Source organism: Bacteroides sp. (assembly GCF_028690125.1).
Classification (GTDB): Bacteria; Bacteroidota; Bacteroidia; order Bacteroidales; family Bacteroidaceae; genus Bacteroides.
In genome coordinates this window covers 26,221-50,826 of sequence record NZ_JAQVBV010000037.1, presented here as the reverse complement: position 1 = coordinate 50,826, position 24,606 = coordinate 26,221, and the positions used below count along the sequence as shown (strand labels likewise).

26 protein-coding genes are annotated in these 24,606 nt (G+C 38.9%); all 26 read right to left on the bottom strand.

Going from position 1 to position 24,606, the window contains the following annotated elements:
- Positions 1-143: 143 nt before the first annotated feature.
- Positions 144-464: a hypothetical protein gene (locus tag PHO71_RS19780; protein ID WP_300206651.1), complete on the bottom strand. Its 321-nt coding sequence runs from the start codon at positions 462-464 to the stop codon at positions 144-146.
- A gap of 15 nt (positions 465-479) precedes the next feature.
- Positions 480-1,427 (bottom strand): hypothetical protein, encoded by a 948-nt coding sequence (locus tag PHO71_RS19775; RefSeq protein ID WP_300206649.1) that lies wholly within the window; start codon positions 1,425-1,427, stop codon positions 480-482.
- Positions 1,428-1,548: 121 nt separating this feature from the next.
- Positions 1,549-2,586, bottom strand: a complete 1,038-nt coding sequence (locus tag PHO71_RS19770) for a siphovirus ReqiPepy6 Gp37-like family protein (protein ID WP_300206647.1) — start codon at positions 2,584-2,586, stop codon at positions 1,549-1,551.
- 31 nt (positions 2,587-2,617) lie between these two features.
- Positions 2,618-3,538, bottom strand: a complete 921-nt coding sequence (locus tag PHO71_RS19765) for a phage tail domain-containing protein (RefSeq protein WP_300206645.1) — start codon at positions 3,536-3,538, stop codon at positions 2,618-2,620.
- An 11-nt stretch (positions 3,539-3,549) separates the two neighbouring features.
- Positions 3,550-9,339, bottom strand: a complete 5,790-nt coding sequence (locus tag PHO71_RS19760; RefSeq protein WP_300206643.1) for a tape measure protein — start codon at positions 9,337-9,339, stop codon at positions 3,550-3,552.
- A 26-nt stretch (positions 9,340-9,365) separates the two neighbouring features.
- A complete protein-coding gene (locus tag PHO71_RS19755; protein WP_367279916.1) occupies positions 9,366-9,743 on the bottom strand; it encodes an HK97 gp10 family phage protein in 378 nt (125 codons plus the stop codon).
- 25 nt (positions 9,744-9,768) lie between these two features.
- Entirely contained in the window at positions 9,769-10,332 is a 564-nt protein-coding gene (locus PHO71_RS19750; protein ID WP_300206639.1) for a M15 family metallopeptidase, read from the bottom strand.
- On the bottom strand, positions 10,325-10,534 hold the full coding sequence (locus tag PHO71_RS19745) for a hypothetical protein (RefSeq protein ID WP_300206637.1): 210 nt from the start codon (positions 10,532-10,534) through the stop codon (positions 10,325-10,327). The genes PHO71_RS19750 and PHO71_RS19745 overlap by 8 nt, the downstream gene beginning before the upstream one ends.
- Complete coding sequence (locus PHO71_RS19740) at positions 10,521-10,814, bottom strand: hypothetical protein (protein ID WP_300206635.1); 294 nt, start codon at positions 10,812-10,814, stop codon at positions 10,521-10,523. Before PHO71_RS19740 ends, PHO71_RS19745 begins: the two co-directional genes overlap by 14 nt.
- A 9-nt stretch (positions 10,815-10,823) precedes the next feature.
- A complete protein-coding gene (locus PHO71_RS19735; protein WP_300206633.1) occupies positions 10,824-11,363 on the bottom strand; it encodes a hypothetical protein in 540 nt (179 codons plus the stop codon).
- A gap of 22 nt (positions 11,364-11,385) precedes the next feature.
- Entirely contained in the window at positions 11,386-11,790 is a 405-nt protein-coding gene (locus PHO71_RS19730) for a hypothetical protein (protein WP_300206632.1), read from the bottom strand.
- Positions 11,791-11,854: 64 nt separating this feature from the next.
- A complete protein-coding gene (locus PHO71_RS19725; RefSeq protein ID WP_300206630.1) occupies positions 11,855-12,547 on the bottom strand; it encodes a hypothetical protein in 693 nt (230 codons plus the stop codon).
- A 313-nt stretch (positions 12,548-12,860) separates the two neighbouring features.
- Positions 12,861-13,175 (bottom strand): hypothetical protein, encoded by a 315-nt coding sequence (locus tag PHO71_RS19720; protein ID WP_300206629.1) that lies wholly within the window; start codon positions 13,173-13,175, stop codon positions 12,861-12,863.
- 31 nt (positions 13,176-13,206) lie between these two features.
- Complete coding sequence (locus tag PHO71_RS19715) at positions 13,207-13,503, bottom strand: hypothetical protein (protein WP_300206627.1); 297 nt, start codon at positions 13,501-13,503, stop codon at positions 13,207-13,209.
- Between the two features lie 22 nt (positions 13,504-13,525).
- Entirely contained in the window at positions 13,526-15,232 is a 1,707-nt protein-coding gene (locus PHO71_RS19710) for an HK97 family phage prohead protease (RefSeq protein ID WP_300206625.1), read from the bottom strand.
- 26 nt (positions 15,233-15,258) lie between these two features.
- Complete coding sequence (locus PHO71_RS19705) at positions 15,259-16,422, bottom strand: phage portal protein (protein WP_300206623.1); 1,164 nt, start codon at positions 16,420-16,422, stop codon at positions 15,259-15,261.
- Positions 16,423-16,516: 94 nt separating this feature from the next.
- Positions 16,517-17,098: a hypothetical protein gene (locus tag PHO71_RS19700; RefSeq protein ID WP_300206621.1), complete on the bottom strand. Its 582-nt coding sequence runs from the start codon at positions 17,096-17,098 to the stop codon at positions 16,517-16,519.
- Positions 17,099-17,117: 19 nt separating this feature from the next.
- Complete coding sequence (locus PHO71_RS19695; RefSeq protein ID WP_300206619.1) at positions 17,118-18,863, bottom strand: terminase TerL endonuclease subunit; 1,746 nt, start codon at positions 18,861-18,863, stop codon at positions 17,118-17,120.
- A 13-nt stretch (positions 18,864-18,876) separates the two neighbouring features.
- Positions 18,877-19,389, bottom strand: coding sequence for a hypothetical protein (locus PHO71_RS19690; RefSeq protein WP_300206617.1), 513 nt, complete (start codon positions 19,387-19,389; stop codon positions 18,877-18,879).
- Between the two features lie 27 nt (positions 19,390-19,416).
- Positions 19,417-19,815: a hypothetical protein gene (locus tag PHO71_RS19685; protein WP_300206615.1), complete on the bottom strand. Its 399-nt coding sequence runs from the start codon at positions 19,813-19,815 to the stop codon at positions 19,417-19,419.
- 33 nt (positions 19,816-19,848) lie between these two features.
- Positions 19,849-20,181, bottom strand: coding sequence for a hypothetical protein (locus PHO71_RS19680; protein WP_300206613.1), 333 nt, complete (start codon positions 20,179-20,181; stop codon positions 19,849-19,851).
- Positions 20,182-20,193: 12 nt separating this feature from the next.
- Positions 20,194-20,493: an SH3 domain-containing protein gene (locus PHO71_RS19675; RefSeq protein WP_300206611.1), complete on the bottom strand. Its 300-nt coding sequence runs from the start codon at positions 20,491-20,493 to the stop codon at positions 20,194-20,196.
- 42 nt (positions 20,494-20,535) lie between these two features.
- Entirely contained in the window at positions 20,536-20,988 is a 453-nt protein-coding gene (locus PHO71_RS19670; RefSeq protein ID WP_300206609.1) for a hypothetical protein, read from the bottom strand.
- A complete protein-coding gene (locus PHO71_RS19665) occupies positions 20,942-21,280 on the bottom strand; it encodes a hypothetical protein (protein WP_300206607.1) in 339 nt (112 codons plus the stop codon). The genes PHO71_RS19670 and PHO71_RS19665 overlap by 47 nt, the downstream gene beginning before the upstream one ends.
- 350 nt (positions 21,281-21,630) lie before the next feature.
- The gene (locus PHO71_RS19660; RefSeq protein WP_300206605.1) at positions 21,631-21,873 is read right to left on the bottom strand and encodes a hypothetical protein; all 243 of its coding nucleotides are present in this window, start codon (positions 21,871-21,873) and stop codon (positions 21,631-21,633) included.
- Positions 21,874-21,890: 17 nt separating this feature from the next.
- Positions 21,891-24,605 (bottom strand): hypothetical protein, encoded by a 2,715-nt coding sequence (locus PHO71_RS19655; RefSeq protein WP_300206603.1) that lies wholly within the window; start codon positions 24,603-24,605, stop codon positions 21,891-21,893.
- Position 24,606 lies beyond the last annotated feature (1 nt).

Here is a 24,606-nt window from a genome sequence, read left to right as displayed (position 1 = left end):
ACTTCTGTCATGTATAAGTTCGACCGAATTTATTCGAGGCTTATTGCGGGCTTGATTATAATCAAATGTTTCACCAAACTCAGTCTCAAATGTCAATTCGTTAGACTCTAACACAATTGGAAATCCATCATCAGCAATACTCATCAGGTCATCACCCCACCTTTGACTACGTCGCATATAACAACTTCTTCTTTTTTAGAAGCTAATGCTGTGCCATCATTGAGTAGAATACGAACTCCACAATATGCGGATGAATATGTTCCAAACTTAAGGCTGTCTTCCTGTGAAAGTTTAAATGTTAAATTCGGAACATTGACGATTATTCCACCATCACTGAGTTTTCTATCCACAAGTATTTTACCCATCTGAGCTATCGAAATCCAAATCTCTTTTATATTATTAACTGATATCTCATCCGGAATAACACAAAACAGTTCAGGGGTAGTGCCTCTGGTTATAGTCATTAATATAACCTCCTTTTAAGCTTTAAATGTGGATATAAACGACTCAGCAACTGCGTATCCGCTTTCAGTCGTTGTGACAACTGAGGTCTTTGTATAATTCAAAGTTCCTGTGGACGGGACAATTTCAGTCGTTGCTGTTTGTACATTGTCTGTTTTCGTGAACGTCGTAGTTGATATAGCGTCGCTAGATGTTTCTACGACCGATGATACATACCCAGTCTCGTCTTTTACAACGTCAGTCTGTTTTGACATTAATCCATGGTATCTATAGAACTCTTGTTCGATGATAGCATTTATTTGGTTCTGTAAATTTCCAGCCACATCGGTACTTAACTGGCCCTTTACATTATTAAACCAAGTAATAAAATCAGTTTCACTTGCATTTTGAAACGCGGTCATATCATTTTGAAGAACCGTTACCCATGCTACAAAATCGGTTCGTTGTTGATCAACCCATGCTAAGAACGAAGCTCTTTGGTCCGCGGTCCATGTCGCGGTATCGTTCTGAGTATCGGTTAACCATTCAGACCATTGCGTTTCCCATTGAGCAATCAAACTGTCGATATTTATTGTCTCCAAAACACCAGTCACGAAAGGACACGACGCTGTACCAACCATGTTTGTTATATTAGCTTGGGTTATTTCTGTAACACCAGCCCCAACATATATATATGCTAACGGATACTGGTGTAAAGCTGGTTCACTCGCAAGTGTTGGATTTACAGGGACACTACTTGGTGTACCATTTACGATTTTAATATCATTAAATCGAACTGCTTCAGTAGCATTAACTTCTAACACGATAGCGTCAATACGATTTAACAGTAAATCGGAATCACTTAGCGTTTTTGCCAAAACGGCATCGTTGTGAGTCCAAGTGTGATCAAACCAGGCACGACCAACTCCGACATTCACTGACATTCCGGAATTAGCAACACCCATCATGGACGTCCCTATCGACATAAATATACCATCGTTTATGATACCATCAAACAAATTTGATATTTGAACAGTGTTGTATTTTCGATCACCATTCAACGAGTTATAAAACCCGCTAGTTACACTCATTTAAAACCCTCCTTTATCATATAGTAGTGAAAGTAGGATATAACTCAATACTATCAACACTCTGTGATCTTATTAATTCGACAACTCTAACTTTAGCTTCGATACCGTATTCGTTCTGCATCTGGATTATATCACCCATAAAATAGTCTTGACCATACACATACATATTAGTGGATTCTATCTGTCCATCAAAAGATATGGTTTCAACGTTAGCGGCTAAGTCTTCACTACCTTTTTGCTCGAGCTGTGCTAAATATTGCGCGTTTGATAATGTTCCGGACTCTGTCGTAGACGACACACTGGATGCGTCTGTATACATTTCTCGTCGGGTTAACCCTTCACCGGCTCCATCAGGAGACACAGCAGTTGTTGTTTTTTGAGCAGATCCCTCTCCTTCACCAGCGACCAAACTTACAGTCTTTAATGAGGTAGTCGATTCTAAATAATTGGTGTTGCGTAGATTATCAAAATTTGGAGAAAATACAACATACGGATTAACGATTTGATCATACGATCGATCAGCGCCATAATATAGTTTAAAAACAAACTGATCGTTATCGTTCAATGTTATTTTAAACCCAATGTTGTTCGATTCGCATAATGAACAAATGGTATCGTACAGATTATCGCCATAAAATTGACAATCCACCGTAAGACTCGTGATCTCTGTATCGATGGACTCTTCAAATATAAAATTTGAAATCTGCCTAGTAGTGTCAGTTGGTGAAATGATGTTTTCATCGAGCAGCTTTTTTATTCCATTTTGAAAATTACCACTCAAAATCGTTTGTGTCCAAACTATACGACGTTCGAGTATAGACTCTAAAGATCTTCCAGACACCGTTAAACGGTTTCCGTTTTCCACGTCAGACGTGATTCGAACATCCTCGATTATCATTACATATTCAGAATCTTTAAACCATAGATATCTATCGGTTTGTAAAAGACTCATCATATCATCGCTGACAACTGTGTATAATTCGAAATCTCCGAATCCACAATATCGGTCGGTCCATATCAACGATTCAAAAGTATCAACAATACCCGTCGACACCAACTGGGTATCCAATATAAGAACTTCCATACTAGACCCCCTCGTAAACTGTTTGATTTAGGATGACAAATTGTAAATTCTCCACGCCGTATTCGGTAGTGTAAGCAAACAAATTATCACCAGAAGTCAATTGAAACCAATCACAATCTTTATTGATGCAATTTAAGATGTTTATGTACTCGCCATTTCTAAGTAACGTTATACTTTTTTGACCTTTTATTGTTGAAATCGTTATTTCGTCGCCATTGATTATTTTGGATCCGGTTAATGTAACTAATCTATCGGTATCGATAGCTATCGAGGTTCGACTGGTGGCGTTATATATTGTTAAATCTGAAACTTCACCGGTCGCATTTATTAAAATAACAACGCCAACTTCAGCATCACCAGTGTAATAAATCGATTGTTCTGTCTCATTCTTTATGTCACCAAACTCGATAACGTTCTCGGTAAGGGACTCGTTCGAAAATGGAAACTCAAACAGCGATTCGACTCCATAGAAAACAGTCATATTAATTCCGTTTTCTCCAGCCGAGTAAAAATACGGGTCTGGACAAATTACAGAAATTTGCATGGTTACTTCTTTGCTAAATATATCTGGTTCGTTTGATTCAACATACCCATAAATTTCGCATATACGGTTTTCCGTTTCGAAAATCATTCGTATCTTCTTTTTTATAGGAAAATATTTGTATGATGCTAGTCTAACATCTTCCGCTGTTTGATACACATTAGGATATGCTTGTAGTTTAAAAACAATATTTCTGGAATTTACTCGTGCTGACGAATAAACAGCACCATCACTGTTTGACAACTCTGTAGAGTTGATATCGGCTTTACTCGCCCCCAGTCCAGTTATTTCGAGAACAACAAACCCGGATTTCTCCGGGTGAGTCAATTCTAGTTCGATGGACTTTCCCAGATGATTTGTTATTATTACTGATTTAATCACGTATTATCCACCTAACCTTTCGTAACGGATAGTAAATTTTTGGTGTGCCTGTACAAGTCAATTCTTGATACTGGCTTAGGGGAATAGATATTCTGTTCAAATTTGTAGGTCGATCCGGCGGTAACAATAGTTCCATTTTGATTTTCCAGAACAGAAGTCTTCGTCATACCACTCGATACAACTCCGGTTTTATCAATGGTACTCGATAGAGATATACTACGATCACCACTCAACAATGAGTTCAGTTCAAGGTTACCGGCTTTGATGTTTGTCAAGTCTAATACAGGTTTAATAACTGGTAGATTATCAAAGTCGATCTTTAACAGATCAGAAACTTTGGATATCGACGTCTGTAACGCAGAGACCGCTGTAACGCCAACTGCTTTAGCTTCTGTTGAAACTAAGCCTGCGAACTTTCTCAAACCTACAGCCATTCCTTTGTCGGAATACATACCGATTTCTTCAAAAGCTTTTGATGGTGACTCAATACCTAATTCATCTTTGGCTGCATCATAAGCGGCTTTAGCTACAGCTTTCGCGGAATCTATAACCGAATTTTTATTATTACTAAGACCGATAATCAGACCGTCACAAATATAACCGCCTAATAGTTTACCTTTTGCTTCGGATAGGTAAGTATTAAAACCGTCAAACACAACTTCTCCCAGTTTAGATGATGCAGCTTTCAACGCTTCTGCTTCTGTGGTCATGCCGGTAACTACGTTACTAACAGTATCTGATCCAAGTTTTGTAGACGTCTCAGTAAGCACTTTGCCTTCTTCGCTTTCTGGATTAGTTGTGGATTTGACCGCCTCAGCAAACTTGATTGCTGCTTTAGAACCAGCGGTCATAAATGATTGCATTACACTGTTCGATACGGAATCTGGTAAGGTTAGATATTCTTCGTACTGTTTGTTGAATTCGTCGATCTGCTCGGGAGTCATGTTCATAAATGACGTAACATATTCAGCACCATCCATACCCATTTTACCAAGTGCTTCAATTATGCCTTGTTGTAATCCGGTTTTAGATAACGATTGTATGTCTTCGGCCCATTTCTTAGCGGCTGTTAAAGAATCATCGAAATTTGAAATCAGGGTTGACGCCGTCATTTTTGAAGCTTCTTGGAACTCAGTATTAGCCGTGTTCATCTGCTCTGTTGTCATTTTTGTAAATGCTTTAACGTAGTTCGAACCCGAGGGACCCATTTCACGTAACTGTTTAATCAGACCACTAGCGAATCCACTTTCCGATAACCGATCAAGATCAGCATTCCAAGTTTTTACACCAGCAACTTGTGACTTCATATTGCTTAAAATATCGTTTACAGCCACTTCAGTACCTTCACCGAATTCAGCAAACAAATCAATGTTTGTATCGAGACTGGCCTTGAGCGGATCGATAGAATCTTTAACCGAATCACTGATTGATTTCTTTAAGTTGTCGAACGTTTCTTTTGTATGATTAGCAATATCTGTTTCATCCTGAATTATTTTTGTTTTAGTGTCGGCTATACTTTTACCGACTTTTTCTAACTCAGATTGAATATCTTTTGCTTCATCTTTAGTTGTTGATTTCTTAAGATCTTTCTCCAGTTTACTATACTGGTCCGTTAGATCAGACAGTTCTTTCTTATGTTCGGTTAAAACTTCAGTATCTGTTTTATACTGTTCTGTCTCCAAATATAACTGCTTCGAATAAGCCTTTACAGCTTCTTCTGCAGACATGATTGGTGTTGTGTCTTTCAACTTGGATGTCATACCTAAATAGCTGGACATGAAATCTTTAATCGATGATCCACTCTGAATCATTGTCTGATTCATCACCGTCGCCATGTCTTTAGCTGGAGCTAATACTCCATTTTGAAAAACAGACTTGGTTGTTTTAAGTAATTCGGGCTGAGTGCTTTTCAAACCGTTAATGTAACCCTTACCCGAAAACACACCCAAGGCGTCAAACGCTTTAGATGGTGAATGAATTTCAAGTTCTTCTGCTGTCCCGTCCAGAGCACTCTTACCCATAGCCGCTCCAGCTTTTCCAATTTCTTTAAGTGCTGATAATAAACCGTTTACTAAACCGGACACTATCGCACCAACAAGTCTACCCATGGCTGAACCGAACGCTGCTGATTTTGTTTCGATCGCATTTGAAATGCCATTTAAAAACGAAATTATGAAATCGAATCCAGCGTTGACTAATTTTTCTAGATTAGCATTAAGCCCTTCAATGAATTTAACTATCAAATCGGCCGCCGCTGTAACAATATCTGGCAATTTTTGAGCGAGACCTTGTAACAAGCTGATTATAATGTTTCCGCCGCTTTCAACAATTTGGGGTAGGGCTGACTCTAACGCTGTCAAGATATCGATTAATAACTTTATGAATAGATCAATAATCTTTGGTGCGGCTATAGATACAGCTTCGATCATTGATTCTAACAATATAACTAAAGCCTTAACAATGTCGGGAGCCGCCTCACCAATAACTTTGGCTAGGGCTTTTAACGATTCTGAAATAAGGTTGAATAACTGTGGTATGATTTTCACGGTATCCGTAATTGCCGTAGCAAGAGCTGTAACAAACAAAGCTAAATTATTCGCCAACAGGGCAATACCGGTAGCAAATAACATCATACCCCCGCCAACAGCTAAAAACCCCAAACCTAAAACGCCGATCGCGGTGGCTAACGCCAGCATTGTAACTGTCATAGGCGCTAAGACCACTGTCGCTACACCAACGATTACAAATACACCAGCTAACGCTGACAAACCTGCAACCAGTCCCATTAATGGAACACTACTTAATAGGAGTAATGACGGTACCAATAATGCGATAGCTCCGGCCATTACGGTCATAGCTACAGCACCCACCAAACCCGTTGACATGTAGTTCATACCTACCGCTAATATGACCAACGAACCACCCAAGGCTAATAATCCTCTACCTATCTCTTCAAGAGACATTTCTCCGAGTATCTTCAAAGCCCCTGATAATCCAATAAGCGCAATCGACAATATAGTCAGACCAACTGCCGATCCGATCAGATTAGGAGGCATAAGCATCATAGTCTTTGAAATTGCGAATAAAGCTATAGACATTGCGCCAAGACCTTTAGCAATGACTGATAATGGTAATGAACCTATATTTGACATTGCCTTTCCAAATATAAGCATTGCTCCGCCAAGAATTGTAAGACCAATGGCGGTTGATATAACTCCTGTACTGTTCCCAGTAGTGTTTACAAATATGGCTAACGCAGTTAAAACACCGCTTAATGCCATTAGACATTTTCCTATTTCTTTAACTGTCATGTTTCCAAACGCCGAAACTGCCACTGCAAATATATTCAACGCCACAGCCATACCTATCAACGCTAAACTTTTGAGCGGTCCTGTTTTATCAAGATCCGCATATTTCATAAACAACACGATCTCTGCAATCAACACAGCAATACTACCAAGACCTTTAACGAGAACTGGTACGTCCATCTCACCCAATTTACCAACAGCTTTCGCCAATAAATTTATCGCGATTGCAAAACCTATCAATCCGAAAGCTGCAGTACTTAAGCCCTTAGCGTTAGTACCAATAGTTTTTGCAGACTGGGCTAATACTGCCGACAACAGCGTTATTGTTACAATGCCTTTGGAAATTTGCCCCCAATCAAGAACTGAAATCTCATCAAGCGCTTTCGCCAAAATAAGTACCGCTATAGCCAAACCCTGAATTGTTATTATGGTTTTAGTAGCTCCAACTATTTTAGACGCTCCAAGAACTTTACCAAATATACCGCTCGAAATAAACATTTCAGCAAACAGCACGGTTAATGTTTCTAAAGATTTATCCAATTTGTTGGAATCTATCAACGATAAAGCGACGAGTGAACCTGCTAAAATAGCAATACTCGTAGCAATAGTCATTAATGTTTTGGCTTGAAGATTCTTTTGATATGACTCCAAAGAACCTCTAACCCCATCAAGTATTCCTGAAAAACCATCAATTATACTTTTTCCAGATCCAGTTAAATCTGAAAATTGTTTTATAAAATCTTTAACGCCTTTCAATATTCCAGCCATTAATGCACCATTCAGTAATGATATTACTGTTTGAAAATCAATAGATAATAATTCGTCAGTTATTTTGTCAACGAATTTCGTTATAGCTTGCAATACTGTTTTAGAAGCGTTAGACAAAAGCGGCATCATTTTATCAAAAGCAACACTTAATAAATCGAATATAGCAATCACTGGAGAAAAGGCTGTTTTTAACTTGGGACCAAGATTCTCAATATTCATGATATCGATAGAACCAAGTTCAGACAATGCATCACCAAAACTTTTCAATAATTCACCAATACCATTTACTGATGGTGCTAATACTTTTTTTATTGCGTCGATGGCGCCGGTAAAGGTTTCTGATTTTTTAAGAGCATCGCTAATAGCAGTTGCAAATCTACCAAGTGCTCCAGTTATATTTAATAGTCCACTCACAATTGGCGTCATGTTTGAAGCCAGTGTAAAAGCAACTTTGGTGATATTGACCAGAGCCATTCGACCAATATCTAAAATAGAAAATATTCCTTTAGCCGTAGCCTTTATATTACTTATGGTTTTACTTTCCATTTTGAATTTTGCCGTCAGATCTCTGAATTGCTCGGTTATTTCAATCAAGCGTTTACCAATGATAGACGGAAATATTTCTTTGAATCCATCACGAATAGGTTTCATGATAGATTGTAAACCTTTAAAGGCGTTCGATAAACCCTTAATAAGAGCTTCTCGCCCACCATTATCATGCCAAAACGCTAGTGATGCATTTCTAGCATCCGCTGCTGGGCCTACAATATTGTTGAAGGCATCACTTACTGCCGTTAATGTTTCGGTTGCTTCGTTTTTATTACCGATTATGTGTTCCCACGAAACAGCCCATCCCGATTGAACAGATTCTTTCATGGTGTCGAATAATTGAGTGATGGTTTTAACGTCTTGAGCAGCAGCTAATAAATCTTTATCATCTGCCATTTTTGAAAGGGTCTTGGTTAGAACTTCGGATGTCAACCATTCATCTTTCAATGTGTCTCTAAATAATTTAGATTCGTCAACGACTATACCCATACTTTTAGCAGTATCTTTCAACGCGTTTTGGAATAATTCACCGCCCATACCGGCATTTTGCACAGAATTCCAGTCTTGTAGTCTTACTACACCGGATCCAATTGCCTGGGATAATTGGTACATGGCAGTAGATGCTTGCACGGCAGTTGATCCGGATCCTGCTGCTAAGTTGGCAATACCTTTTATCGATTTAACAGAGGTATCGAGATCCACACCGGCTGCTGTGAAAGTACCAATGTTTCTAGTCATTTCTGAGAAGTTGTATATGGTTTTATCAGCGTATGTGTTTAACTCGGCCAAGGCCTCATTAACGTCATCGATCGTAGTTCCTTTACTTTTTGTATTGGTAAGGATTGTTTGGATGGCATTCATCTTGGTCTCGTATTCTTGAAAGCCAGTTTTTATAGGGTCGATAGTCAACGCCGAAGTTATTCTCTTCCCAGCATTCAACGCACTGTTTGTAATATTCATCAACGCAGTTATACCGGCAATGCCTAGTGCTGAGAATTTTGCGTTAATGGCGTCAACACCAGAAGCGATACCTTCTAACGAAAACGCTCTTCCTGCTTTATCTAAATTTTGTAAATTCTTTGTTGATGCTTCGAGGTTTAAGCCATCCCTAAGTCCAGTTAAAGACTTAATCGTTGCTTGGACGCCACTTTCAAACTGTTTATTATCGAAACGCATTTGAACAACTCTTTCGTCGACACTGTTCAACTTTTAGTCACCTCCATCCATGCTTGTTTAGCTAATCTATCAAATACCGGTCGGATTGCCGGATTTATATAATCGCGACCGGCAACATACCCACCATTATTTGTACCATGTCCATACTGTAACACCAGAGCTATCGGAACTCCATTTTGAATGTTCGAATTGGACCACGTCACAACGTATGAATTTTTTAATACACTAACTTTGTAACTCCACGAACGGGCAGTCAAACCAGAATCAACTGGTGTGGCAGAAGAAAGAGCCGTAACTCCTTCTTCACCATACTGTTTTAAAAGGTGCATACAATCTGATTTTTTTGCTCCACTTAGAAATTTTTCTAAGTTCTTAAAATTTCCATGTTGTTTTATAATTATCATATGTACGCCCCCTTTAAATAATAGATTATTTGGTTTCGATTACCGGAATCCGACCGCGAGACTTAACTTCGATGCCTGGAGCCATCATAAGATCTCTAACCTTAACATATACGTTACCATCTTTTCTAATGGCGTCCATAGCGTATTCGTTTTTGTTGATGATCACTAACTCTTTTGTAATCATTTCGTCATCCTCCTTTTTTGGTTCTTTCCAAGTCGACGAGATTTCAAAGTGCGGTTTATCAGGAGTTTCCCATGTACCACCCCAAGTAATACCCAATTCTTTTGCAATACTTCCGCATTTGACGAAGAAAGAATTATCCGAATATTCCTGTCCTTTTACATGCTTACATATATCCCAAGCCATTCTGCCCGTATGCCGACTATTTCTAGTCCAAGTGACAACATTGCCCGGACGAGTTCGACCTTGTTCATAGAGCCAATTTTGTCTAGCCTGCGGACGATACGTTTCTGTAATAAGAACACTCAATCCTGCTTTTTTGCACTTATCCAAAAATAAAGTACAAGCTGCTTGCGCAGATACTGATAATTCCGAAATATCTCGACAAGCTTTTGTTATGTCACTCATTTGAGTCGCCTCCTGAATTTTTCTGGTATTGTGTGCCAAAATAGAAAGCAATAACAACACTAAAAATTGTTAAAAATTGTTCACCGCTTATTCGACCAACAATGGCTAAGTATGAAAAAACCGCTGTTAATAATACGGTCACTATAGATTTTACAGTCAATAGATTTTGAATCGTAATACTTGTTAAATTATTTAGATTCATTTTGTAACTCCTCTCTTCTAAGTCTTGCTTCTAATCTACGGTTTGCTAAAGCGTCTTGCCGTTCATTGTGTTTATTAAATATGTTCATTACTCCACAAATTCCAAGTTCTGTCCCAAAGACAGTTAGCGCCTGTCCAACGATAGTCGATACATCGATCTGAAAACACGCCAGAAGTATACCTACAACGATAACCAAAACGCAAAATAAAAGTGATGATATTACGATGGTTGTCATAGTATCATCATTAATTTTAAAGCATTTGTGCTTATGTTTTTCCATTGTGTATCATCACCCCTTAGTATTCATAGCTTGTCTACGCTGCTCGTTTAATCGACGATTACGGTCTATTATTTGTTTCTTGTTTACTTTTTTCTTTGGTTGATTCTTTATATTACATACGTTTATTAACGTTAATAGTCTATCTAAGTGCCATTTCTGACATTCAAAAGGTATATTCAAAGCTATCATCCAATAGTAAATCACCTCGGCTGTGATAACCTCTTTATTAATTGTTTTTTCAGTCTCGGAAAATATAGTGGCAGTCATAGTTTTTTCTATGTACTGGCTAACCTGTTCGAGAATATCATTTGTTATGAATTTATAAACCTCAGGATCAACATTTTGTGTCATGGTCATACATCGTATATAATCTGTACTTTCTTCTGGTGTTTTTTTAGTTTTCGTAAGGAATGGTTTATTCCATTGCTGCTCCCATTTTGAAAGAGATACTAGAGAATGCTCTAGTTGTAATGATCGTTCTCGGATGTTAACAAACATCTCTAAAGATTCATCGTAAAGCTCAATCGCTGGTATAATAATGTTGAGCATTCTCTACTCCTCCTTTATGTTATTAGTTTGTTGTGTTTGGTACCGCTGCAATTTTAGGTAAGTGATCCTGTGGAAAAGAAGTGATTCCATTCACAAAGGCTGCTGCTGCATTAGCATCACTAAGTAATTCGACAACCAGTTCACTGTAAGCTTCCGTTTGCTGGAAAGCAATACTCATCTCTGGACTCTTCTCGAACTGTTTTCCGTCGAGAGATTTTTTACCATAAGATCTTAAAATAAGATCCTCAAAATGTTCATACATTCGTTTGGCATCCTGCTCAGCGGCGATTTTCTCAAGTGTTTTTTCCAAACCTCCGGTATAAGACAATCTCATTTTCGTAAGTTCGGCTCTCGACAGATTGAAATAGCAATCCTCGATTCTTTGATTACCATCATAGTCTGTATAAGTGATCGTTTTCTTTAACATCTATTTTTCTCCTTTCAATTTAAAAAAGCGGAGACTATATATAGCCCCCGCTAAAATGTATTAATTAACCCTGTGCGATAGCCCCAATCAATTCAATGATTTCTGTAGGCAAAGGTAATCTTGGATCCACAGCTGCAGATACCGGTTTAACTACAGCATCTTTGCCGTATAAAATTTCTTCCAGTGCTGCTAATTTGGTAGGATCACATTTTGTAGAATCGATAACCATGGTTGCGCTTGGCTTAAAGCCTGGAATTGTCACAGGTGTAGTTGTTACTTCCCAAGAGAATGTAATAGCCTCTGGAGTTTCATTAACTGTCTGGAATCCCTTTTCTGTGGGAGATGCTTTGCCGCCATACACAATATGAATTTTATAGCCATAGTCAGCTTCTTGTGTGTCATTTCCGAGAATGGTTCTATAACACAAACCAAATGTTGTACGGGTCTGCTGACCGATACTTACACCAACAGAAACTTGTGCAGAACCATCGCAAGCTGCAAATTCGTCAGGATATGTGAAAGCCTCGATTGTACAACCGAATTCCTCAGCAGAGGTCAAGTTCAAATACACGCCGTTATCTGCATATTTCTTGTTTGACTCGGCTCCTGACGGATTCTCTGATACACTGATTAACCCATTCCAAGCAACGCCTTTTGGATATGTACCGTTGGTCGCTAATTGAGGATATAATACCCCCTGATCGACGCCAGTTTCATAAGTCTTTTTTCCGGTTTCATCCCAGATAAGTCTACTCATTATTTAGTCCTCCTTTTAATAAAAAATCGTATATACATCATGATTCAAATTATCGGCAATATAGTGCCGATTAAAAGTACAATACGGTAATTTTCTGATTTCGTCTGGAATTTTACTATCCGGATTTTTATCAAGTACAATTACAGTATAACTTTTTTTACTAGCATATACAGTGTTATTCGCAAACTCCGTTTTTTCAGAATTTCGAGAATAAATTATACATGGATATATCATGTTAGTCGAAGATGGTGGTTGAAAATAAACATGGTCTGTTTTCAATATATTTTCCAGAATTGACTGTAAATCCACTCTATCACCCATTATATAACCCCCCAACAGTCAAAATTAAGCGGGGATACTGAACTTCAACACTAGTTATTTTCCACTTAGCACCCATAAATGTGACGTAACGCATGGCGTGAAAATTCTCATTTGCATACGGATCAGAGAGTATACTAATCTCATTCGAAATGTTGACGTCATCGTTGAGCTGACCAGAAGATTGCGTTTTTCGTACGTTTTTTGTCAAATCACCGAAATATGAACGCTCTACTGGTTCATCAGTATACACTCCGGGTGCTGTTTTGGTTTGAAACACGTAACCAATAACTCCATAAAATTTTGCCATTTTGAATTTTCACCCCCACGTCATGTCACCATTAAGCTACGTATTCTGCAGAATTCAACAAAGTCAACACAGCAGTAGTAGCGGTTGTTTTGTCAGCCTTAACATATGTTAATGTAGCAACGCCGGCAGAAACACTCAAGCTTGTTGCCTTGTATTCGATCCCCGTATCAACAATGATGATACCCTTCTGGAACAAATCGATCAACGTTTCAGCCGCAACCTTTACAGTTGTTGCTTCATCGGCATAAGCATAAGTGTCACCAGCTTTAGCATATACATATGTATTTCTTACATGCTGGTCTTCGTATCTTTCATAAATTTTGTTCATTATGTCATCCTCCTATTTTTTATTAGCCGGCAGCAACAACGGAAAGCTCTAATGCGATTGCAGAATAAGGCTTAGTCAAAGCGCCAGAGCAACGAGTCTCAATCAAATACTTCTGAGCATTGTAATCGATGTCAAAGTCGTCGAACATGTTGACTGCACCGCCCTTATCAGCGCCAACATTGTAATCGCTAAGATTTACAATCAACGCCATAAGTGTAAGTGTTTTGCTGGAAGCATCCACACGTGTCTGATTTTCCATGTCAGGAACAGTAATGATTTCCTTAACACGAAGAGCTGTGGCCAGCTTTGTAACGGAATCATAAATGATTCTGCCAGTGCTGTCTTCCATCAATAAGCAGTCGGTCAACACATCATCGGTTGTGAATAATGATGGTTCTCCGGAACCTTTGTAGTTTTTACGAGATTTAATAGCCGCTCTGATAAATGCTTTTGCTTTCTGATCAGGAGTAGCAGCCGCAGCAACTTCCACAGGCGTCTTGATTGTGTACAAATCTTCATCTTTCCAAATAGGACGAATGTTGGCTTCGTTGATCTTGTCATCACTGGAAGCCAAACGACCATCACCGATCAAGATAGAACGGGCAATTTCGCCATCCAACATAAAGCGCATTTCGGACTTAAGCCATGCAACAACATCAAAATCAGTAATGTCTACCACATCGTCACGATCCATTTTCTGCTTTTTGTAAACGGTCGTTGGTGTAGTTGTTCTCTTAAGTAAAGAGAACACTTCTTCTTTCTTGAGGTTGCCCTTAAAATAACCTTTCGCTCTTGCGTCATCTTCAGTAATGTCCGCAAACACAGATTTGATTCTGGAGAATGGTGTGTGGTGAGTCCCGTTCATTACTTTGGGCACCCAACCCATTTCTCTCTGAATGAACTGGGGGGTCGTTGTTACGTTTGCCGCATCCGGGAACAAATAATCAATCTGATCGATACCATGTGCCAAAGCACTGTCTTTAACGCTGCCGTAACGCTTAGCGTCTGTGAAAATAGCGGTCATGTCGGAATGGCTTAATGTGTCATCTGCTTCATAATCGTTTTCGAATACATTGTGTTTCATAGGTTCAGTTCCTCCCTCGTCTTCATCATCATTTTCCAACGCTTGTTCAACGGCCATGCCGATCATAGCGTTAACTACCGTTTTTTGTTTGTCATTAAAGGCATTGTACACGTCGGCGATGGTTTCTTCGCCCTCAGGTTTCTTTTTTGTTTCGTCCATTTTGACAGTCTCCTCTTCTAATTCAGTATCATCTGAATGGTGTAATGAAATACTTTCATCCGTGAAAATCCAAGCCTCTTCATCTGACATTTCGCCGTGACTAATAACTGATTCGATGCACGCACCCGGGTTAGCCCCAGCTAATACCAAACTAACTTCGCGAATGTTCCCATGCATTACATTTCCGCCACTTTGTTTTAACTGATTGGCGAATATAGATAGATTTGTCACATCGCCATGTTGAACAACCAATTTAGCCTGTTGACCAGAATCAGTGTCATTAAACGTTCCATATACATAAACGCCTTCTGGACGATTTTCCAGATAAGCATGTCCAAGTACATCAAACGGTTGACCATGTTGATGGTCCCAAACAAGTGGAACTGTTTTCTGATCGTTATGTTTAAATGCATCTTTTCTAATGGTACGACCATCCGAACACAAAATATCATTTCGGGTAGCCCAACCACAGAAATCAAATTTCATAGTGTTTCCTCCTTTGTTATTTCTAACTAAACAGCAACTTTTTCTTCGCCGCCATTTGGTTGACTAAGATTTTTATTACGAAGCTCATCGGCTTTTGGATCTTCGGCCGGCATTAAACCGACAACTTGTCGAATCTCATTCGAGGTCATTATTTCGTTTCTTGTAAACTTATCTGCTATTTCAGCAATTTGCGATACTGGAACAAGTTTGAAAGGATCCCTAAAGAATGATATTGATTTATTCTGTGATCGGGCTGTCTTCGTTAAAAACTTACGTTTTATTTCGTCGACAATAGCTGATATAATTGGCTCAATGGTTCGATTGTAATAATTTAGCATAGTTTTATCATCTGCTGTACCGTCTAATATACTCTGAGTTATACCTAACTGGCTATAAAGCATACTCGTTAAATATTCAATCTGAGCCATCAAATTGTTTTCAACAGAACGATTCAACTGTGTTATACGTTCAGTACCATCGGTATAAGCAATTCCAAACTTGGAACCAGCCAACTGATTTTCGATATCCTTACGCCTATCTTCAGCTTGTTTTCTACGAGCTTCTGATTTTATCACATACGGTAACTGAATAATCAAATCCAATTTACCGGAACTACTTTGTTCGTCAACAGCATCTAACAAATTTAACTTACGTATCAATCGTTGCATAGTTGAATTTGGCTCGTTTATAACTGCATACAATGGGTTTTCGACTATACCGACAATACTTTTCGGAAGTGTAACATCTTCTTTAACTCCTGTTTTGTCGTTATACACTCGCACTTTGACATGCTTCGGATACCAATCGATAATTTTACCGACTCGAACGGAATTTATGTCATAAGAACTAGTAAATTTTGGGTCGTCCGTTGTATCGATCGGAACAATGGCAATACATCCTTCATCTAACATAGACATAACAATATCTTGAATCAGGGCTCTACCTGTTTGATCGATATTCGCCTCTAACGACAAACAACTATTCAATCCAGAAGTAATCGTTGACACGTATCTACCTCCAGAATCCAACTGAACATGAGATATGTTTATAGAGGCAGTATCCAATGCTATACGATTATATACCGACGTAACAATGGAATTTTTATTACCGCGAGTAAAACGAGGACGGTCCGGACGATATGAACTGCCACGACCGACTTCGGAATAAGTGCTTGTATATCGATCGTTCACAAAAGCATTCCAAGCATGCTTAAGTCTAGATCCTAAAGCTATCTCCATTTTGAATTATTCACCCCCTTTTTATAAATTGTAAACTATGTGTAACTTAGCTGCGAAGTTTATAGCTACCATAAATAACAAGCAATGCCGCTGCAGTATTAACACCAGCTTCGATAGCGGTAGTCTTTCTTGCTTGAGAAACTGTCATGTTTTTATTGGTATTAAGCATTCGATTTATCTGAGCTTGCCCACCATCGCCCATAAGCGCTTTGTCCAGTTTACTACTTTTGTAGTTTTCGTTAGGTAGTTGTCGTTCTTTGTTATAATCTTTTTTTGCCTGCTTGTAATCTTTCTTTGCCTGCTTGTAATTTTTATCTGCTTGACCTGATCGTCTAGCTGTTTCTGACGCTTTACTCCTCACCGCGTTTCCAGAAGGACCCCAATTACGAATCGGCGATGCCAAATCGTTATATGCTGAATCCCAATCTTTAGCTGCTTCTTTTTTTTTAATTTTAGCTTCTGCAACTTTGATTTTGGCTGAAGTTGCAGCTTGTTTCTTTACGGACACCTTACTATAATTGGTAGTTGGTTTGGATACTGAAGTCGATGCTGATCCGCCTCTTCTTCTCCCCCACTTCATGCCAAGTACTCCGTGGTGTTGAAGTTCTGTTGGATTATACTGCCACATACATGTTTAGACCTCCTTTTTACTCAAACGCATCGCGATTAAGTTTGTATGCCACATAAGCATCCATCATAGCTGCGACAGCATCAATTTTTTGTTCATAACGCTTCTTAAACAACTTACGGTTACCGTTTGTATCTTCAAGAGTTATACAATTACCCATCGCAAACGTCATAAGCTCTTCATCAAATATGAGCATTCGTTCCTCGGAAAGCTTCTTTAATTCACCAAGAGGTACTGATTCTGTTTTAGCCCCCTGAATGACTTTCTCAATTCCAAAAGGACCATTTTCTGAAGTCCATCGCTCAACAAAATCTTTAGCATTGTATGGATCATAACCAAAGCATCTAACGTCATACCCACTTTCGCAAATATAAGCGTCAAGATCTTCGTAGACTTCAATCATATCCAGTACTGCACCTTCAAGAACTATCAAACTACCTTCGGCCATAAACTGATCGTATTTAATTCGCATAGCTGCCGGTAATTTCATAAGTGTTAATGACGATATGTAGTTCCTTGTTTTAACACCAAAGCACCCATTTGATAACGGGAATAAGAACGTAAACGCACAGAAGTCATCGCCTTGCGATAGATCGGCACCCATTGCACACGGTAATTGCCAGAAATTTTTCCGTCTGTGCGGTAGAGTTTCCTCGTATGTGAAGAAATATGTATAACCTTCCATAGGTAGACCGAACCGCTTAGCCAGAATATCATTCCTTGCTGCTGGAGCTTTTTCAGCTCTTTCAACTTCCAATTGATATGTTTCGTAGGTGACGGTTTTTCCAATGTTAGGATTAGCCTTAATCCACATGTCTGGATCAGCAATTTCATCGACAGAATCAAGCTTGTACCACCAAATAGAAACGTGAGGGTTAGGATAGTCACCTTTAAGAATGTCGGACAACTCCATTTTGATTGTATCTCCACTGCCGTTCCGGACAGTACCTTCGGAACTCGTAGCAATGATCAGATAATCATCTACTTTAGATGCACCCTGTTCGATAGCACCTATAACATCTTCTCGAACATCTCCAGATAACCACTCATCGACTGTCGCAATCTTAACTCTCAAACCTTGAAGCTTTGATATGGACATGGGTCTAATTTCAAGAAGAGATCCAGTTAAAAAATTCTCGATGCCTTTTTTGGTTGATGCCAACTTCATTCGTTTCGCTTTCGAACCCGTTGTGTTTTGTAATGATCCTTCTGTAAGGAATTTAAACAATGGTCCTCTTGCGCGAGTTATCGCAGTACGAATTGGCGACATAACTTCTTCTGCTTGTTTCATTGTTGGGGCGGTTGTTATCTGGTGCGTGGTTGTTACATCAACAATTTCCATGTAAGCTTGTATGCATGAATCGTAAATACTTTTAGCGGCACCTCTTCCGACTATTAAGTATTGTTTATTTACGAGACGTTTTTTTACAACCTTATTCACATAATGTCCACCCGGACCATCTGTGTATGGTTCATAAATACTTCGTTCAACAAAGTAATACCAACCGAACACTTCTTCACCCCAGAGTTTAAAACTATCAAGTAAATTTAAATCAGCGCCGTCAGTGGTTGTTAATTCGTTTTCACAAAATCGAATCCAACCTTCGACAGCTTGATCATCATAAAAAACACCAGGATTAGCTATTAAATCGTCAATTCGATTCATCTCTAATGAGATTTCTCTATTAACTGGTATTTCGCCGCGAATTACGGCATCTCTAAACATGCCGTAATAGATCGGAACGGCAGTGTTAGATAATGACATAAATCCTCCTTAATCAGACGACCTTAACAATTGGCTCCGTGATTTTGGAAATGGTTCCAATGTTGTTATACAGGGTTATAGCGGCCGTAGTCGTAACCGCAGTAGCACCGACACCTTTAAGTATGTTAGTCGTATATTTTTTCCCAATATCGATAGAAGTCGGATTTACATCTTTGGTTAACTGTTTATATTGCTTCTCCATGTTCAGACGATTTAAGTGTTTTTTAAGCTCATCGTCAGTCATACTCTTTTCAGGATGCTTTTTCTCATACTTCTCTTTTTTGACGGCGGCTCTTGCCTTTTTAACAGCCGCCTTATCGATCTTTACCGACTCAGAATATGCTTTTTTACCCGCTTTACGCGCGTTATTGTTTGCAGTACGAATCGATACTTTGTTACCTGAGGCTTTATCTTTTGCTACAGATGCCGAAGCAGCACTTCTATAAGCAGCCGATGCTTTTCTTCTGCCCCAACGCATTCCTTTAACTCCGTGGTGTTGTATTTCTGTTGGATTATACTGCCACATACATGTTTAGACCTCCTTTTTATGAAATTAGACATCATACGTTTTATCAGAATATACTGTGATATCTAAGTCTCGATCATGAATGAATGACTGTAAATATGTCTTTCCGGTTTTAACATCATTGGAAGCCATGAGATCAGCATACGAATATTTAGTATTCATTTTTTCGTTCGCCATTACAGCTTTTTTACCTAGTAACGTCAGGTGATCGTAAGCTTCTTTTAGTTCTTTTTCAGAAGCGTTATTTTTTTTTAATTTGTAATAGCTACGGCTAGCTCTAGCCCGTTGAACTTCTGTTTCATGATATTTTTTTACGTCTTTACTCATCATTCGTTTTCTAGAACTAATCGATTGGTCTTTTCTAACCCCCCACTTCATACCTTTTACTCCATGGTGCTGTAGTTCTGTTGGGTTGTACTGCCACATACATTTTATACCTCCTTTCCATGAGCGTGACTATTAAGTTTCAAGCTGAGATATGATTCGCCATTCTTGTTCAGCAATAAGTGCCTTCAAAGATTCCAATGCTGCACCATTTGTTGGCGGATCGAATATCAGTTTCACTTTTAGACAAATAAATGATTTTACGAAATGAAGTAACGGACTCTCTGGTATAAAATCAGTCCATAGCACCTCCGGTCCAGATATTGAAAAACCTGTAATCGGTCCAACACCCATTTGAGTAGCTATAGCTAATGCTAAGTTTGTATCGACCATGATGTCGACATCAAAGTGATCGTACTCTTCGCCAACGCCTATCATTTTTTTTACGTCGGTCAATATACTACCCATAGTAAAACCTCCTTATGGTTTGACGTGGATAAATTTCTTCATGCAAAAACCATGGATACCATCAGTAGTCATTACACTGTAAAAATCATTGGATGATTTATCTAAGTCAATCAGCATCTCTGTCAAAACTGAAACCGATAATAAAATGTCTGCATTGGGGTCAGGTGCGGATCGAACATTTAACATACTACAGTCGGCTACCTGACCGACAATATTTGGTTCTTGCGTCTCGATTGGTTCTTGCGTCTCGATTGGTTCTTGCGTCTCGATTGGTTCTTGCGTCTCGGTTGGCTTTATAGTACTATCAACCATTACACGTTCTTCATCTTTCATTAAGTAATCCTCCTTTTTTGATTAGTGCCGCCATGGACAGGTGTCATTCTTCATTCGTTGAATTGGTTCTCGAATCACGTTTTCTTTCTTACCGTAATGGACGGCATTGTGTGTCAACAACGTGGTCGATATCAAACACTCAGGATCTAATACGATGGAACTTCTGTTTTTTATATCATCTTCGGTTATTGGATTCATGTGATGAACTAATATCATACCATGAATTTCGTAACCTTCAATGCCTAAGTCACAACCATTGTCTCGAACAATAACCTCATTACGAGCGGATAACCATTCTGGCAATTTGTAAAATATCTGATTCAAGTATCGATCAAAACCAAAAGTTTCTTTCCCGACAAGACCTTTCAATACCAGGTAGTCAAACCGTTCGTCGAAAGTTTTCAGCTTTGATAGTTCTGAATATGATCTAATCTTCACTTGTATCACCGCCGCCACTGTAACTTCGCATAGCATTAAGTGCTTCCTTATACATGGTGTCCATACCTTGTAATGAACGTATCGATTCAATCTTTGCATCGATTAATTGACTTTGTTTTTCGAGAATCTCCATTTCTTTTTTAGCTTTCGGAGAACCCTGTTTTAAAAAATGGGTTATGACTTGCGATGACGCGGTACCATTAGCCATCATTTTTTCAGCGAGATCCATAGCTATGGATATTACCTGATTCTCTCGAGACTCGGGAGTTAACCCGGGTCTTCTTTTTACGGTTTCGATAGCTTCGCCTTGCGATCTAACTCTTCCCATACTTATCGTCTCCTTTCGTAAGCATGTTATACACTTTATTATGGGTTTATCTTTCGTAGTGGTTACTTTTCGCATAGTTTTTAAAAGCAGCTAGTGGTTATACGCAACCTTACTATAGAAAGGAGAAGGCTAGGGGGAGTGATAAACGCTAACTGCTTTTAAAAACCATGCGAAAAGTAAATATGATTCCCAAAATATAACCGCCGGGGATTTTTTTAGGACCCTCGCGATGCAATAGGGGGTGTAAATTTTTTTAGACCCCCCTATACCTAAGACCAGTAGTAATTGTACTCACATATTCAACCAAACCATAATTAAATGCTAGTTGCATTCTGTTTAGTGTACAATTATTAATTTGTCTTAGCCTTTACTTTGCTGTAAATGTTTCTGAAATCATACTTGATTATTTCATCGATTGCTCTTGAAACTTCGATTCGATTCTCTTCTTCCGATAGCTGATCAGAAGTACGAGCAATCTTATCCAAGTACGCACAAGAATTATAACCCTTATCCATATCAAACTGGAACCAGTTGTCAAACTGATCGAATGGATCATAAGGATTATCAACAGTTGTTAACATGTATTCTTCCATTACTCATTCTCCTTTCACTAGTTTGTGTACTTTGACACAGAAGAAGTTGATTTGCCAATTGCTCTTGCAATTTCGGAATTAGTGTAGTTACCAGAAGCGCTCATAAGTTTTATCTTATTAATCTGAGCATCAGACAATTGTGTCATGGTTTTCGGTGTTGCTCTTTGACGAAGTGCATCTTGATCAGTGTACCGTAGTATCTGTGTCAATTGTGTATCACTAATGGCGCCAGCTTGAATAGCTTCCCATTCACGATCATTAATCTGTATTCTGTTTTCTTTTCCACTTGCACCAACATTTGCTCGAGCATCATACAAAGCTTGTTGTTTGGCTTTACGAATCTCTTTCTTATCCATGTCAGGATTAGATTGAATCTTAGCCTTAACAGTTGAATTAGCTACGATCTGTGCTCTACGCTCCCTAGGTGCATTCATTAATGCTACGTTAAGCTGGGCAGTCAAGTGATCTACTTCTGTCTGGTAAGTAGCCTTTGATGTTGCTGAATACTTAATGTTTCCAGCAGCCCTGTATTCGCGTCTGGCTTCGTTGGCTAGGGCCTTCATCCTATTGGCGTGATCGGCATACGCATTTTCAGGGAGGGTGCCTGACGACAATGTACGGGCGTCGGGGGTATTAATCATTATACTTACCTTGGTAGTAGCTGGTAAAATAGCACCAGTTTTCTTATCGATGTAAGTTCTACCAGAAGTCTTATAAGATACTTCACCTGTTTCCGGATCTATTCTCCCACTACCTTGTCTCTCTAATACAGCAGTTGTCTGTTTTCTTCTCGATAGTAATGTACTTGCACCACCAACTTGTTTACCTTCAGCGTTGATGTATCCTTGATACTTGGTCTTTAACTCAGCAATACCGTTATCTTTCTCTGACTTCTTATAGTCTAACTTATGTTTCTCAGCATCAATTACAACCATGCTATGCTTTACAGCACGTACAATCTCGTCATCGGGAGCACCAATAAGAGTCATATCGGTTATCAGATTGGAAATAGTACCCATTTGTTTCTGAGTATTAGCCTTGGTCATGAGCTTAACTTTGTCTGGATTACCCTCAGGAACAGAGTATTCATCCTTAGCATTAAAATCTTTAAGTCCCTTTAGCGGTTGTCTTGATTGAATTTGTGCTTTGGCGCTAATCGGTATGCAAACAGCTTGATCACCATCAAAGTCAGCTCCCGATAATTGTTCGGCTACTGACGGATGAATACCAACAGCATCCATAACATTACCCAATATGTTTTTAGCTGCTTTGTTTTTGTTATTAACCGTTAACACTGGAATTTCAAATGTTCCACCATGAGGATATCGCACCAAAGCTATTTTCTCGCCGTTTTCAAAATTGGGAGCATATATTTCAGTAGACTTTATGGATGTCAACGGTAACAGAACTTGTGTCTTCTGTCTAGGTAATGCTGCTGCTTTTAGATGGACTGTTGCACTATCACATTCGTTAGCAAAATCTAATAGCAGTTTCTTTTTCAAAGTTGGATTGGTAAGGGAACAAATTTCATCAAACTCTGATCTAGCGTCAGCATGTGTTAAATCTAGCTGCTTCTTGATAAGAGCTAATGGTTGCTTTGAAAGGAATTGCGAAGACAGATTCTTAGACATCGAATCCCAATCGCCTTCCTCTTTCAATTTGTTAATTGGGGATAATGATTGCTTTCTTCCAGTAAGGGGATCAGTGTATTTACCTTTTGGATCGTCATAATAACTTTGTCCATTGGCTTTGATGTATGCACCGAAAGGATTATCGGGATCCTCTTTTATTGGCTTCAACACTTTCATTTTGTCAACGCCTGTTTTCTTATTAGTGTTGAATACGATATCTGCGCCGGGTGGCATGTCATCAGAATACATAGCCATACCTTTAAGATAATGGGTACCATCAACAAGAATTCGAACTTGTGCATAATGAGAGTTGCCCAAATTTAAATCGGAAACACCACGACGAAGTTCAATAACACCATCTTTATCAGTGCCACCTTGATCGCCGTATCGAATATGGACTCTTTTTGAATCTAAGCTCGCTGGAGCTTCTCTTTTATCAAATGTTTTTCCACCGTCAACAGAATGGTAGTTTTGTACCATTTGTACATTAGCCATATTTGCATATACATCTTTGTACTCAACATCAGACTTACACAATACAGAGGTGATGGTTTGTTTACCTGGTCCAGTTTGAACACCAATACCATAAAGGTTGTAACCTTCTGTACCCAAAAGAAATAAAGATTCTTTCAAAGTGCTTGATGAAACGCCTAATACTTTCTCGACACCAACACCAACATCAAGCATTTCTTTTGTTTCTAATTCTTTTTTCAAAATATCAGCCGTAGTAACAGCCATGTTCTTTTTGACAGATGTGTTCTCATTAAGTAAAGCTCTAACAGATGAGTCATTATTATAACCCATAATTTGAGCAACTTCACTCAGACTTTTACCGTCTTCTCTGAGAGACTTAGCTCTAGCAGCTTCCAGGTTTCTTCGCTCATGTTTAGCAACACGTACTTGCATACGCAAATCAGTGGTACTTAATTTCATAGTTTCAGACACTTGCTTTTCAGATAACCCTTGTTTTTGAAGTTCTTCAACGCGGCTCAGAAAATCCCCAGAATGTTGGTAAGGTGAGCCACCAGAACCCCAAGGATACCGTCCACTTCTTTGTTTCATGCCATAATGCATAAGTATGTCTTCAGCAACCGGATTCATG

What these genes read in the sequence shown, in the direction of transcription:
- PHO71_RS19780 (WP_300206651.1), bottom strand. Translation starts at nt 464, where the DNA reads ATGACTATAACCAGAGGCACTACCCCTGAACTGTTTTGTGTTATTCCG.
- PHO71_RS19775 (WP_300206649.1), bottom strand. Translation starts at nt 1,427, where the DNA reads ATGTCGATAGGGACGTCCATGATGGGTGTTGCTAATTCCGGAATGTCA.
- PHO71_RS19760 (WP_300206643.1), bottom strand. Translation starts at nt 9,339, where the DNA reads ATGCGTTTCGATAATAAACAGTTTGAAAGTGGCGTCCAAGCAACGATT.
- PHO71_RS19755 (WP_367279916.1), bottom strand. Translation starts at nt 9,743, where the DNA reads ATGATAATTATAAAACAACATGGAAATTTTAAGAACTTAGAAAAATTT.
- PHO71_RS19750 (WP_300206639.1), bottom strand. Translation starts at nt 10,332, where the DNA reads ATGAGTGACATAACAAAAGCTTGTCGAGATATTTCGGAATTATCAGTA.
- PHO71_RS19745 (WP_300206637.1), bottom strand. Translation starts at nt 10,534, where the DNA reads ATGAATCTAAATAATTTAACAAGTATTACGATTCAAAATCTATTGACT.
- PHO71_RS19740 (WP_300206635.1), bottom strand. Translation starts at nt 10,814, where the DNA reads ATGGAAAAACATAAGCACAAATGCTTTAAAATTAATGATGATACTATG.
- PHO71_RS19735 (WP_300206633.1), bottom strand. Translation starts at nt 11,363, where the DNA reads ATGCTCAACATTATTATACCAGCGATTGAGCTTTACGATGAATCTTTA.
- PHO71_RS19730 (WP_300206632.1), bottom strand. Translation starts at nt 11,790, where the DNA reads ATGTTAAAGAAAACGATCACTTATACAGACTATGATGGTAATCAAAGA.
- PHO71_RS19725 (WP_300206630.1), bottom strand. Translation starts at nt 12,547, where the DNA reads ATGAGTAGACTTATCTGGGATGAAACCGGAAAAAAGACTTATGAAACT.
- PHO71_RS19720 (WP_300206629.1), bottom strand. Translation starts at nt 13,175, where the DNA reads ATGGCAAAATTTTATGGAGTTATTGGTTACGTGTTTCAAACCAAAACA.
- PHO71_RS19715 (WP_300206627.1), bottom strand. Translation starts at nt 13,503, where the DNA reads ATGAACAAAATTTATGAAAGATACGAAGACCAGCATGTAAGAAATACA.
- PHO71_RS19710 (WP_300206625.1), bottom strand. Translation starts at nt 15,232, where the DNA reads ATGAAATTTGATTTCTGTGGTTGGGCTACCCGAAATGATATTTTGTGT.
- PHO71_RS19700 (WP_300206621.1), bottom strand. Translation starts at nt 17,098, where the DNA reads ATGTGGCAGTATAATCCAACAGAACTTCAACACCACGGAGTACTTGGC.
- PHO71_RS19695 (WP_300206619.1), bottom strand. Translation starts at nt 18,863, where the DNA reads ATGTCATTATCTAACACTGCCGTTCCGATCTATTACGGCATGTTTAGA.
- PHO71_RS19690 (WP_300206617.1), bottom strand. Translation starts at nt 19,389, where the DNA reads ATGTGGCAGTATAATCCAACAGAAATACAACACCACGGAGTTAAAGGA.
- PHO71_RS19685 (WP_300206615.1), bottom strand. Translation starts at nt 19,815, where the DNA reads ATGTGGCAGTACAACCCAACAGAACTACAGCACCATGGAGTAAAAGGT.
- PHO71_RS19680 (WP_300206613.1), bottom strand. Translation starts at nt 20,181, where the DNA reads ATGGGTAGTATATTGACCGACGTAAAAAAAATGATAGGCGTTGGCGAA.
- PHO71_RS19675 (WP_300206611.1), bottom strand. Translation starts at nt 20,493, where the DNA reads ATGGTTGATAGTACTATAAAGCCAACCGAGACGCAAGAACCAATCGAG.
- PHO71_RS19670 (WP_300206609.1), bottom strand. Translation starts at nt 20,988, where the DNA reads ATGCTATGCGAAGTTACAGTGGCGGCGGTGATACAAGTGAAGATTAGA.
- PHO71_RS19665 (WP_300206607.1), bottom strand. Translation starts at nt 21,280, where the DNA reads ATGGGAAGAGTTAGATCGCAAGGCGAAGCTATCGAAACCGTAAAAAGA.
- PHO71_RS19660 (WP_300206605.1), bottom strand. Translation starts at nt 21,873, where the DNA reads ATGGAAGAATACATGTTAACAACTGTTGATAATCCTTATGATCCATTC.
- PHO71_RS19655 (WP_300206603.1), bottom strand. Translation starts at nt 24,605, where the DNA reads ATGAATCCGGTTGCTGAAGACATACTTATGCATTATGGCATGAAACAA.